This window comes from Francisella orientalis FNO12 (assembly GCF_001042525.2).
In the GTDB taxonomy this organism is placed as follows: domain Bacteria; phylum Pseudomonadota; class Gammaproteobacteria; order Francisellales; family Francisellaceae; genus Francisella; species Francisella orientalis.
This window is the reverse complement of sequence record NZ_CP011921.2, coordinates 264024-276628: the sequence shown is the minus strand read 5'-3', so window position 1 is coordinate 276628 and position 12605 is coordinate 264024. Positions and strand designations below refer to the sequence as shown.

The window sequence follows — 12605 nt, the reverse complement described above, 5'->3', positions numbered from 1 at the left end:
ATAGCTGAATATTCGGCGTAATATAAATAATTCACTCCAGAGAACCGCCGTAGATTTTTGATTTGAATTATAAAATAATTAGAATTTATTTGTCAATTTTTGACAAGCCTTATCAAACTCTAACATACCTACACACCGATTACTTAATATATAATTAATAAAAAAATAAATAAAAAATATTTGAGCTAAATAAGTAATAATAACTACTTAATAATTACTAAATAATATTAAAATTTATAAGGATATTGAAAATGAATAATAAGATAAAAGTCTTATCAGCATTTACCTTAACTTTAATGGGATCTTTAGCTTTTGCTAATTGCAAACTAGAAGATGTACAAAAAGGTTGGATAGGTAAAATAACGTTTAGCTGCGATAAAAATACAAATCTAGAGGAAAATCCTATCTCATTTAAATTGAGCAATGGTGTAGAAGTTGGAAGTATTTGGGGTATTGGCAATGCTAGCATGACCCAGTCAAATGGAGGAGTTATATCCATTACTTCTAAACAATGGAGTGGTCAGCCAACTATTGTTACAGCTGGTAGTACAGCAAGCTTCAGCTTCTCTCCAAGCGCTGCTGGGTGGGCTTATGCTCCAGGTTCTGGTACTGCTTGGGAGACTGCTTGGGATTTATACGATCCTAGCAATCCTGATGAGCCGGTTGATCCGACTGATCCTACAGACCCTGATGAGCCAACTTCTGATAAATATGTTGCGACTCAAGCTAAACTTGATGCAAAAGAAGCTGAATTAACAAGTGGAACAGTTTTAAGCCGAGTGAAAGAGTCCATTAAAACTAGAGATAACAGCGTGGTTGAAGCTGTAACTGTAGGTAACCCAAATAATCCTGATAATGTTAAAAGAGTTGAAAAAATATTCGCAGAAGTAGCTATAAAAGATAATGCCATTGAAACTAAATCTGCTGAAGGTGTATGGAATTATATGTTCCCAGAACGTTCGCCAGAATATACATATGAAAACTTCCTAAAGGCAGTGGCTAAATTCCCAGCATTCTGTGGTACTTACACAGATGGTAGAGATTCAGATGCTATTTGTCGCAAGTCTCTAGCTACCATGTTTGCTCACTTTACTCAAGAAACAGGCGGACATACTAGTTGGTGGGATGTACCAGAATAGTGTCAAGGCTTAGTCCATGTACGTGAAATGGGATGGGATGAAAATATGCGTGGTGGTTATAATGGTGAGTATAATCCAGATGTATGGCAAGGTCAAACTTGGCCATGTGGTAAGTTTGAAAATGGTGACTTCAAATCTTACTTCGGACGTGGTGCAAAACAATTAAGTTATAAATATAACTACGGACCATTCTCACAAGCAATGTTTGGTGATGTAAGAGTATTACTAGATAATCCGGATATGGTTGCTGATACATGGTTAAATTTAGCATCTGCGGTATTCTTCTTTGTATATATCCACTGCCACCAAAACCATCTATGCTACATGTTATTGATGGTACTTGGCAACCAAATGCTGCTGATAAAGCAAATAACTTAACTCCTGGGTTTGGAGTAACTACGCAAATCATTAATGGTGGTGTAGAGTGTGGTGGTAGTGTAGAAGTTGCCCAATCTATGAATCGTATAGACTATTATGGTAATTTTATGAACTATCTTGGCTTAAATATTCCAAGCACTGAAGTTCTGGGTTGTAAATTGTATGGAGCAATTTGATGCTAATGGTGCCGGTGCTACTGAGATTTACTGGGAGCAAAACTTTGATCATTATGCTGATAACCCAGGTGGTAAATCGTTTACCTGTAAATTGGTTGGTTATCAAACACCATACTCAGCATTTACGGAAGGTGACTATACTAAATGTGTTAAGGCTCACTTCCCTAATATTGTTATAGAAGGATAATCTTTTCTTAAATCTCAATCTCCATTGAGATTATCTTCCATTTTTCTTTTAAACTAGGAATATCAATATATTCTTCTATAGTTTTCTCAAATCCTATAGCTTCATAACATTTAATTGCTGAGCTATTAAAATCAAAAACTTTCAAGCTTATGTTTTGTAAACCAATAGATTTAGCAAATTCTAAAAGCTTTTTGATCATTAACTTGCCAAGACCCCTTGCCCTATATTGTTCATATATTAGTAACCTACCTATAGAAGCTTTTTTGTTAGCCTGATCTAATCTAATTATTTGACAATGTCCAATAGATTTATTTTTATCATTTACAACATTAAAGAGTAAGTTTAGTTTATTATCCATAGTTTGTTTTATCTGAAGGTAATCAAGAGGAAATTGATAATTAATACCACCAAACTGATATAAAAAACGAATATCATACTTCTTTAACTCAGACAAAAGATCCGATATATTGTTTTCTGTAAATTTTTCTAATTTAATCATATACGCCTAATTTACAAAAGTTTTTTAAGATCAATTATTTTTAAAATCACTATCAATAATGGTGGTACCATCATTAATAATCCAAATAAAAATTGATTATTAAGGCTAATACTAGAAACAAGTGATGATGAAATAGTAGTTATAGCTATCTGTATAAATCCGAATATTGCTGATGCTACGCCAATCTCTGTGTATATCCTTATAAGCACAAATGTAAGTAGCTGTATATTGAAAAACATTCCCGCAAAAGGCTAAAGCACATAATACAACAATTGCCTTAGCATCTAATCCAAAAATAAAATATGATAAAGCCAGTAATATACCACTTAGTGCAGAAAAAGATCCACAATAAAGTATTACCTTATCCATATATAGTTTACTAATCTTATTTTTAAAGATTATTAAAAATATTGCTGAGGGTATAATTACTGCTGCTGATAAAATGAAAACTCAACAGCAGAAAATCCTAATTTTACTTGGAAGAAAAATGGTGAAAGTGTTGCAAACACAAAACAAGCGATAATGTCAAACCACTACATATTGCATTAAGAACAAAGACTTTATGAGATAATATTCTCTTATATGACTCTAAAAGCTTATAATTACTTTTTGGTATAGCCTCTAGATGTAAGTACTTGATAATCAAAACTGTAATAGCAAATGCCACTATTGAATGCAAAGCAAAATTACCACGCCAACCAATAGTCTCTTGGATAATTCCTCCAGTAATCGGAGCTAGATAGAGGTGGAGTTAATGAAACTATACTAGTGATTACAAGACTAGCTTTTGCAAGTGATTGGTTATCACTAAAAACATCTTTCATAATTGCACGAAAAGATACAAAAGAACTACCCATTCCGATACCCTGTAAAAAGCGAAAAAATAACAACAGCTTTTCACTTTGAGCCAGCATACAAAAAATACTTGCGATGCAAAATACCAAATATCCAGCTAATAATGCTTGTTTGCGACCATATTTATCAGATAAGTAACCAAATCCAAGCATTGAACATGTCATACCGAAAAAGTATATCCCAACAGTTAGTTTAATATCTTTGGCAGCTGCATGAAAATAATCAGCGATATGTGGTAGTGATGGTGTGAAGCTGTCAGTAGCAAATTGTGACATCAAACCAAAAAGACAAATTATGAGAATAACCGTTTTATCAGATGATATTTTTTTAAAAGGATCATTAGACATAATGCCAATCCCAATTTTTTTTTAAAAGATTAAATTTTGAAGAGATTATAGACTAAATATTAGCTTTGGAAATATTTTTTAAATGAATCTTTATATTTAACTAGTTCATCATAAGTAAGTAAAAACACACCATCTCCACCATCAGCAAAGCTTAACCATGTAAATGGAATATCAGGATACATCTCCATAAGAGCATACTGACTATTGCCTACCTCAACTATCAATACTCCTTTCTCTGTCATATACTGGTCAGCTTCAAGAATTATTTTTTTTGCTAAGTCTAAACCATCATCTCCAGCTTCTAAAGCAAGTTTAGGCTCATAATGATACTCTTGTGGCATACTGCTTAAATCTTCTCTATCAACATAAGGAGGATTTGAGACAATCAAATCAAATTTTTGACCATGAAGATTATCAAATAAATCAGACTTCACAGCTTTTACCCTATCACTTAACTGATGCTTTTTGATATTATGATTTGCTACAGCTAAAGCATCATCAGATATATCTACCAAAGTTATATTTGCATCTTCAAAGACATTACTACAAGCAATACCTATACAACCACTACCTGTACACAAATCTAATACATTAGTAACATCATCAATATCATTAATCCATGGTGAAAACTCATTACGTATAAGCTCTGCTATTGGAGAACGAGGAATAATAACTCGCTCATCAATATCAAACTCCATATCTGCAAACCATGCTTTCTTTAAAATATATGGTAATGGCTTACGTTCACATGTTCTTCGATATACATAATTTATGATTTTTTGCTTTTCTTCTTTTAAAAGTCTTGCAGCAACCATATTACTATCAATATCATGAGATATATTTATTGCACTAAGTACAAGATGTACTGCCTCATCCCAAATAGACTCTGATCCATGACCAAAGTAAACATTATTTGTAGTCATTTCAGAGATACTCCAACGGATATAATCTCTGATTGTATGTAGATTATCTATAATATCTTGTTGCTTTTCGTTTGAATACATTTATTAACCTTTCTTCCATGTAGTACCAGTTGCACTATCTTCTAATATTATTCCTTGATTTTGAAGCTCATTTCTAATCTCATCAGCTCTAGCATAATTTTTGTCTTTTTTAGCTTGAGCACGTTCTGCTATAAGCCTCTCAATTTCACTAACATTGACACTATCACCCTGCTTGAAATACTCTTCTGTATCCGTAAATAAAATACCTAATACATCACAAAGCTTACGTAACAAAAACGCATAACCACTAGCTTTATATTTATTTACTGTCTTAAGAGTATTTATTTCTTTAGCTAGACTAAACAAAACAGCTAAAGCTTCTGGGGTATTAAAATCATTATCCATAGCTTTGATAAACTTCTCTTCATACTCATTAGCATCATCTGGTAGATTTACCTCAACTGGCTCTATATCTCGAAGAGCATTAAAGAATCTCTCTACCGATGCTCTAGCGTTATCTAGATTTTCTTTTGAGTAATTAATCTCACTTCTGTATACAGTAGAAGCTAATAAGTATCTAATAACTTCTGGATGATATTCCTCTATGACCTCGTTGATAGTGAAGAAATTATTCAAAGATTTTGACATCTTTTCAGCATTAACTTTTACCATACCCGAATGTAACCAATAATTAGCAAAAGTACATTCATTACAAGCTTCAGATTGAGCTATTTCATTTTCATGATGTGGAAATCTAAGATCAGATCCACCGGCATGGATATCAAAAGTATCTCCTAGAAGCTTCTTTGACATTGCTGAACATTCTATATGCCAACCTGGGCGACCCGCACCCCATGGCGAATCCCAAGCTGGCTCACCTTCTTTTGCCATTTTCCAAAGCACAAAGTCCATTGGATTTTCTTTTTCTTCAACAACATCAACCCTTGAACCCTGCTCAAGTGCTTCAAGGTTTTGTTTACTTAATTTGCCATAATCAGCAAACTTAGCAACTCTATAAAACACATCACCATTAGTACCTTGATAGGCGAATCCTTTCTCAACAAGAGTTTGAATCATAGCTATCATTTCAGGGATTGTTTGAGTAGCCCTTGGCTCTTTTGTTGGTCGAAGAATATTTAACTTATCAAATGCATCATGCATTGATTTGATAGTTCTCTCAACTAACTGATCTATAGTTTCACCATTTTCATTGGATCTTTTGATAATCTTGTCATCGATATCTGTAATATTACGCACAAAAGTAACATCAAAACCACGATACTTGAAGTATCTATTAATAACATCAAAGGCTATATTTGTGCGAGCATGTCCAATGTGGCAATCATCGTAAACCGTAATACCACAAACGTACATCTTGATTTTGTTAGGTTCAATTGGCTTAAATTCTTCTTTTTTACTAGATAAAGAGTTATAAAAAATCATAAACTAAAAGTCCATTTCTAGAATCTTATAATATAAGTTATCAGTATAACTAAATTTTAGTATTTTTGGAAAAAATCTTAATAACTGAAGTTTTTATAAACTATATTCAAATATGGTGAAACATTATTAAGCTCAGTCATTGCATCACAACCACCGCTATATGCTCCACATCCACTATCAAGATAAACCTTAGAAGAAGTATTACATTGCCACTGATAGTACAAGTAAAACCATCTGGCATTGCATAAATCCTACTACTATCTCTAACAATTTGATAATTTGCTCCATATTTAGCCACGCGGCTTATCAGTGCTGAATTTTGGACATCTTCAACATATATATTATTAGTGATAATAAATAATGCCCCATATTTAGCTATAATTTTTTGAATTGTCTGTCCAGAAAAAATATTAGTCAACACTAGTGATGGTGAAGATACTCCATAACTATATAGATATTTATAGACAGTATTATTATTGAAATAGACTATATAAAACTGTGTTGCATTTTTATTGATAATAACTGGCTTATTGGTAACATTAGCTGTTAAAACTGGTTTAGTTGAACCTACTCCATCATCTAGTGTATAAGGAGCATCATAATTAAAATCTATAACATTAGTACCTTGAAAAATTAATGGTACTGCACCGAATAGTGTAAATAAACTATCAGGGACTAGTGTGAAAACCTCTTTATCATTAAAATTGGTTGAGCCGGTGACAAATCTATCTGTTAGCGTAGCTGCGTAAGTTTTAGTAATTGAGGCATATGTTGTCCGATAGACATCTATATCGTAACTACCACTTCTAAGAAATTTCTCCAAAATCATTAACTTCGGTACATCTTCTACATTATCAAAGTACCATGTCACATTAACAATATCACCATCAAACTCTTCTAATCCAGAGACCTCTTTCCAGTTTGATAAAGATACTTCCGCTGTTGATGGATTATTCTTGATATCATTGAGAGTAGCTGAAGAAGTATAAACTCTGTCCAAATCATAACAGCTAAATACAAAGTCCATTGACCACCATCAAGACCCCAACCTATACTAAAATGATAATAACTCAAAGCCAAAATATCAGGGAAAGTCATAGTAAGAGTATTACCATATATGTTGATAGTAAAGCTGCGTGAACTATTTAAACAAGGTCCTCTATAGTCACCATGATCATGGTGAGCATCCCAAGAGTTCTCTGATACAACTATTCTATTTCCACCATCCTCTGGCTTATGACATAAAATATACTTTATATTACCATTACCTTGATCAACAATATAATCAGACTCTAAACCTGTGCCATCATAGCCATCTATTACCGGTTTTCGTAAATATCCAATATAGCCACCCTCAACTGGAACTGCATTTTGACTTCCAATTTTATAATTATATTCTGCTTGACTCATAGCTTCAGCATTAACATATGGTAGATTTAGAGGAATAACTGACCTGTCATACTGAGTCATAACAGAAGAACCTGGCAATATATTATAGATGAACTCTCTTACATACCTATTAATTTCTCCCTCAAAAAATCGATGGGTATATTTATAACTAAGTAGATACTGCTCTGATTCGTATAAACCAGCATTACTATCTTCATACAAAAATTTCAGACTCGAAGAGTCAATAGTTGTCTGAAATTTATAACTACCTATAGTTTCTTCTTTATCTTGTGAAGTATCTAAATTACCTATAATACTACCAAAATATCCTTCATCTACACCTATATTTTGCTTTTGTTCTAGTATAGTACTAACGGATAAGGAGTCCATTCTATAGTTATACGCAAGTGCTGATATTACGACTAATATTAAAGATGCTAATAGCGTAGAACCTTTGATTTTTTGTCATTATGAATAACCTATAAATTAATTATCTTATAAAATGTTTGCCCATCTAAATCAAAAGATACCTTAAGTGATAGATAATTAGAAGCTCTGACATCTATATCAGTAGAAACACTATTCCATGTTACATTACCATTACTAACTGTTGCTAATTCAACTATTAGATTATCAACGCCTCTTACAAGTTCATGAGATACACCATTAGAATTACTATCTTTGATAAAAGCATATAACGAATAGATGCTTTGGCCATTATCATCTATCACATCACTATCTCTAACATACAAAACTTGTAAAGAATATTTACCAACATAGTCTCCAGGATAATAATCACCGCCCTGAGGGCTCTTGAGAGATAAACAATACTACTTCCACTATTAATACTAGTCGCTTTCACAAGATTAATATGCTTTTTATTACACGGAAACGAATAATCTCCAGCAGATATATCTTCTACTGAAGTAGTATGTAATTCTGAACTAGAAGAATTTATTTGTGTAAGATAAGCACGATTTTCTTCTTTCTTAATCATTATGTAGTCTGTACCACTTTTAAAGCACTCTCCTGAGCATCCATTTTCTAAAGTCTCTGATAGATGATCAGAAGTTGGTAGAGGCAACTGGCCTACTTGAATCATTGCTGAACTATAAAAAAGTTATCAAGAGAGTCGGAAGTACTATCATAATATGTTTGATTTAAACTACCAAAGTTACAAGCAAAACCAATATCTTTGATAAAATCATATAAAAAGTTCTTAACAAGTAATTCCTTTGCTTCTGTAGTTGTTTTATCCTTATACTCTGTTTAGCTATGCTTAACTCCCATATATGTGTTAATCAATGCAGAAAGTGCAATTACTGCAATCACCGTAGCAACTAATAGTTCTGTTAAAGTGAAGCCTTTTTTATTTCTTTTGTTCAAAATGCTAGCATCTCTATCCTCTACTATAAAACACACCAAGAAGGAAGCAAATCAGAAGCTAAAATAAAAATAGATATCCATAAGGCAGATTTTAGTTTTAATATATTATTTATCTATATTTGAATCGTTTCAATTCGCTGATTATTAAAATTTTCTATATATACTTCGCTACTGGTAACTATAAATTTTAAACCGTATTTAACTATTATACTCTGGATCTTCTGTTTAGGATATACTACTGGATTTGATATATTTATGAGCTTGGTATTAGTCGTATATAAGTACTGATAATAATGATCTCCTTTATAGACTAAAAATATAGTTACTGTACTGATCCTTTCTCACAATTATTGGAGCATTTTCTATAACTCTATCTAAATTCACTTGTTTTTTACTAGTATCAAAAGAGTTTCCTAAACCATATACTACAAGTTTATTCCCAATAAAAGATATAAAAAACTTTTTGCTAGATATAAAAAACTTTTTGCTAAAGTTCTTGTTGGATCTAATACTTGCACATAAACATTATTATCGCTAATCTCTGCTCTAGCATCTATGATATATCTTATTGAAAGGATATATCTACTGTTAGACTGATCATACTCGACATCTTGGACAATTACATTTATATTATCTGCGTTATCTTTACGCGTAGACAAAACTACTAGACTTGGTGTTGACTCATCTGACTGATAATACCAATCTAATGTTACTATATCTTTTGGTATATCAGTCACTTTGATTGGTGTTGATAAAATCTAAGACCGCCTTAGATAAATTATTTACTAGATTAGTTAGCTTGGTTTTGAATATGTATAAATGTTGTTTATCATATATTGCCAATAACATTTGCCAACTACCCTTACTAAGTTGCCAACCAATTTTTAAGCTATAGTTTTCGGAAAGATCTAAGTTTTTTAGATTTATTATTTGAATATTCTTGTTTACTGATATTAATAGCCAGTCATACTCTTTCTTAAGAAAACCAATATAACCTCGCTCTGTATCACTAATATGCCCACTTGAATTAAGTTGTAATATGTTCTGTATATGATAACTCCCAAAGCTAGTATCTCCTGTAGCAATAGTACCTTTTTGAGATATTTCTTGGATATATTGTTGTTCTACTGTTGATGCTATCTCTTGTGATTGCAAACTTTTTATACTTAATAAATTATATCTAACAAGATAGCTAAGACTTGATACTGCAATTAATACCACAAAAGCAAATATCATCGCAGGCATCAATGATGATCCTGTTTTTTCTAAAAGTTACTAAGCAAAAATAACTCATATTAGCTCTACTTTATCATAATATTGATTGTTGGATTGAAACGATATTTTTAGAGCTTTTGCATCTATTTGATCAATATTAATGTCTTGCAATATTTCTTTCCAACTAAGTTTATCTTTATCTAATATTGCATAAGCCAACTTAAGGTTAGAAACGCCCTCCACAAGAGGATATGTAACTGCATTGTTATCACCTCTTTTAACAAACATATATAAAGAATAAGTATATTCACTTAGATTCTTTAGAGTAGCTACCGCAGCTGTATAAAAGATTTGGATATTTATCTTACCTGCATAATCACCTTTATTAAATTCGTTAGTTGGTGCTGAAACCAACTTAATCGCTTTTGTAGTATTATCAGCTTTTAGTACTTTCACAATATCAATATAATCATTATTACAAAGTGCTAAATAATCTCCCTTTTGCCACTGCTGAAAATCCTGTAAATATAAACTTAAATTTAATGGTTTTTGAGCAAGCTCGCTTGATGAGCTGTCTGTTTTAATCATTAAGTAATTTGTATTCGGTTAATACAAAAATTTTTGCTTAGTATATATAGACTGTTGAAGAAATCTTTCTATCGAAGATATTTTTCCCACTCTAACTGATGAAGCATCATACAAAAACTTAAACTCTTGAGGATTTTCTCCGGTTCGATTTATGTAAGTCTGGTGATTATCTCCATATTTACATGATAGTCCAGCATTGATGATAGCATCTGACAATACTTTCTGAGCAGAAATAATTTTTATATTTTGCTCGGTATTGAGCTTGGCTTTGTTGTAACTTTTTTTGGTAGAAATATATATTAACAGCGATTGTAATTACAATAATCGAAATAGTAATGCCAACCATAAGCTCGACTAACGTAAAACCCCAAATAACTCGGTTTCTATAAGTTTGAGCCATATTTGATAATTTCCTTAGAGATACATAAATTGGAGTCTTTATTTTTAGCAACAAACTTAGTTAACTTAGAATCATTAACTTTTTCTGAAAGAAATAATCATCATCGATAGTTTTTGTATTAAATTTACCTGTTAGAATATAATCCGCTATCTTTTTATCTAGTTGCTGCGTTAGCTGTATTTTCTTCTCCGCTATTACTGAAGTAGTTATTGATGAATTTATTATCAAAAATGATGATAAAACAAACAAAATCAGCCCTGACGAAACTATACTCTCGACTAGAGATGCCCCTTTTTGTTTATTCGCATTATAAAACTTATACTTAATCATTCAGTCATTTTTTCAAAGGTTTAATTTTTAATATCTTACTTAAGTTTTAAAATAACTTCTTCTAAAGAGTCGTTTTCAAAACGATATGGTTGAACGATGAACATTTGTTGCTACCAAATATCATCTATAGATGGATAGTGCCCGAATAAATTAGTTAATAAGTCAATAACTGTATCTACCAGATATTCAGATAGGTCAACATCTGCTAATCTTTCTATTGCGTACACAGGTACGTTAGCTTTTATCAAAAACTTATTATTTGCTAAGGTTATCCATGGCTCTCTAACAAGATGGAACTCATCTGAAATTCTACCAATCATTATTGTCAATAAGTTATCTAATGTAATAAAGCCTATAAGCTTGTTCTTTTTGTAAACTAATGCAAAGTGTGGTTTGCCTTGTTGAAATTTACGTAAAACATCAATCAACTGATCATGATGAGATACTTTCAATATTGGTCTAAGACTCTCTTGTTGTAAATCATTATCTAAAGCACAAAGGATATCTTTTGTATGAATAACTCCAATAATATTATCTTTATTTCCTTGATAAACAGGATATCTTGTGTACAAGTTTTCTTTAACTACTTCAAGCTTTTCTCTATTTGATAGACTATAATCAATCACAATCATCTCTTCGATAGGTCTCATAGCATCAATTGCTTGTAGATGCGAAAACTCAACCATCCTAAGCAATATATCTCTATGCTCTTCTGTAAGTGGCTTCTTAAGATGGCTACTCTTTAGGATAATTTTAACTTCATCTGTAGTATAACCATATTCAGCCTCTGCTACCGTATCTAACTTAAACAACTTTAGAAGCTTATTTGCTGTAATATTTAGTACCCAGATAAAAGGAAACATTAACCAGTAAAATACATACAATGGTATACACGTCAATAAGGATAGTTTTTCTGTTTGTCTAATAGCCATCGATTTAGGCATAAGCTCACCAATCACTATATGCAAAAATGATATAATCGCGAACCCAGTTGCAAAAGCAATGATTTTTGACAGACTCCCTGTCACTCCAAAAAACATAAAAATAGGTTCCAAAAGTTCAGAAAAAGCAGGCTTACCAATCCAACCCAAACCCAATGATGCTAGTGCGATACCAAATTGACAAGCTGAAAGATAAATATCGATATTAGTATGAACTTTATAGAGTATCTTACCTTTTAGCCCCTTTTTCTTACTTAAAATTTCAACCTGAGAGCTTCTTATTTTAACTAGTGAAAATTCAGTGATAACAAAAAAAAGTATTAAGTAAAACAAAGCCAAAAGCAACCATTAGATAAACAACATTATCATATTCAATCATTAATATTTC

Annotated in this window: 13 protein-coding genes and 3 pseudogenes; 4 read left to right on the top strand and 12 right to left on the bottom strand. The window is 31.8% G+C overall.

What is annotated here, in order from left to right; all coding sequences use genetic code 11:
- Window positions 1–251 precede the first annotated feature (251 nt).
- The 4 genes from FNO12_RS10015 to FNO12_RS10000 are packed head-to-tail and all read left to right on the top strand — an operon-like array spanning window position 252 to window position 1880.
- Window positions 252–1139 (top strand): lysozyme family protein, encoded by an 888-nt coding sequence (locus FNO12_RS10015; protein WP_014714397.1) that lies wholly within the window; start codon window positions 252–254, stop codon window positions 1137–1139.
- A 27-nt stretch (window positions 1140–1166) separates the two neighbouring features.
- Complete coding sequence (locus tag FNO12_RS10010) at window positions 1167–1517, top strand: glycoside hydrolase family 19 protein (protein ID WP_014714396.1); 351 nt, start codon at window positions 1167–1169, stop codon at window positions 1515–1517.
- Entirely contained in the window at window positions 1457–1693 is a 237-nt protein-coding gene (locus FNO12_RS10005; protein ID WP_231138671.1) for a glycoside hydrolase family 19 protein, read from the top strand. The genes FNO12_RS10010 and FNO12_RS10005 overlap by 61 nt, the downstream gene beginning before the upstream one ends.
- Window positions 1680–1880 (top strand): hypothetical protein, encoded by a 201-nt coding sequence (locus FNO12_RS10000; RefSeq protein WP_014714395.1) that lies wholly within the window; start codon window positions 1680–1682, stop codon window positions 1878–1880. Before FNO12_RS10005 ends, FNO12_RS10000 begins: the two co-directional genes overlap by 14 nt.
- 7 nt (window positions 1881–1887) lie before the next feature.
- On the opposite strand, the gene FNO12_RS01490 is transcribed toward FNO12_RS10000, so the two are convergent.
- The 12 genes and pseudogenes from FNO12_RS01490 to FNO12_RS01445 all read right to left on the bottom strand — a co-directional run bounded on the left by FNO12_RS01490 (window position 1888) and on the right by FNO12_RS01445 (window position 12596).
- On the bottom strand, window positions 1888–2379 hold the full coding sequence (locus FNO12_RS01490; RefSeq protein WP_014714394.1) for a GNAT family N-acetyltransferase: 492 nt from the start codon (window positions 2377–2379) through the stop codon (window positions 1888–1890).
- Between the two features lie 11 nt (window positions 2380–2390).
- A pseudogene (locus tag FNO12_RS01485) lies at window positions 2391–3581 on the bottom strand (MFS transporter).
- A 59-nt stretch (window positions 3582–3640) separates the two neighbouring features.
- The gene (prmB, locus tag FNO12_RS01480) at window positions 3641–4585 is read right to left on the bottom strand and encodes a 50S ribosomal protein L3 N(5)-glutamine methyltransferase (RefSeq protein WP_014714393.1); all 945 of its coding nucleotides are present in this window, start codon (window positions 4583–4585) and stop codon (window positions 3641–3643) included.
- A 3-nt stretch (window positions 4586–4588) separates the two neighbouring features.
- Window positions 4589–5968 (bottom strand): cysteine--tRNA ligase, encoded by a 1380-nt coding sequence (gene cysS / locus FNO12_RS01475; RefSeq protein WP_014714392.1) that lies wholly within the window; start codon window positions 5966–5968, stop codon window positions 4589–4591.
- 136 nt (window positions 5969–6104) lie between these two features.
- On the bottom strand, window positions 6105–6995 hold the full coding sequence (locus FNO12_RS09995; RefSeq protein ID WP_231138670.1) for a hypothetical protein: 891 nt from the start codon (window positions 6993–6995) through the stop codon (window positions 6105–6107).
- Between the two features lie 841 nt (window positions 6996–7836).
- Window positions 7837–8746 (bottom strand): annotated as a pseudogene (locus tag FNO12_RS11445) (PilW family protein).
- 422 nt (window positions 8747–9168) lie between these two features.
- A complete protein-coding gene (locus tag FNO12_RS11845) occupies window positions 9169–9480 on the bottom strand; it encodes a hypothetical protein (RefSeq protein WP_231138667.1) in 312 nt (103 codons plus the stop codon).
- On the bottom strand, window positions 9473–9988 hold the full coding sequence (locus FNO12_RS11840) for a hypothetical protein (protein ID WP_231138666.1): 516 nt from the start codon (window positions 9986–9988) through the stop codon (window positions 9473–9475). The genes FNO12_RS11845 and FNO12_RS11840 overlap by 8 nt, the downstream gene beginning before the upstream one ends.
- Before the next feature lie 45 nt (window positions 9989–10033).
- On the bottom strand, window positions 10034–10546 hold the full coding sequence (locus FNO12_RS09965; protein WP_231138665.1) for a hypothetical protein: 513 nt from the start codon (window positions 10544–10546) through the stop codon (window positions 10034–10036).
- 18 nt (window positions 10547–10564) lie between these two features.
- Complete coding sequence (locus FNO12_RS09960; protein ID WP_231138664.1) at window positions 10565–10762, bottom strand: hypothetical protein; 198 nt, start codon at window positions 10760–10762, stop codon at window positions 10565–10567.
- Between the two features lie 244 nt (window positions 10763–11006).
- Complete coding sequence (locus FNO12_RS01450; protein ID WP_014714391.1) at window positions 11007–11276, bottom strand: hypothetical protein; 270 nt, start codon at window positions 11274–11276, stop codon at window positions 11007–11009.
- Window positions 11277–11311: 35 nt separating this feature from the next.
- Window positions 11312–12596, bottom strand: a pseudogene (locus FNO12_RS01445) (hemolysin family protein).
- Window positions 12597–12605: the final 9 nt, after the last annotated feature.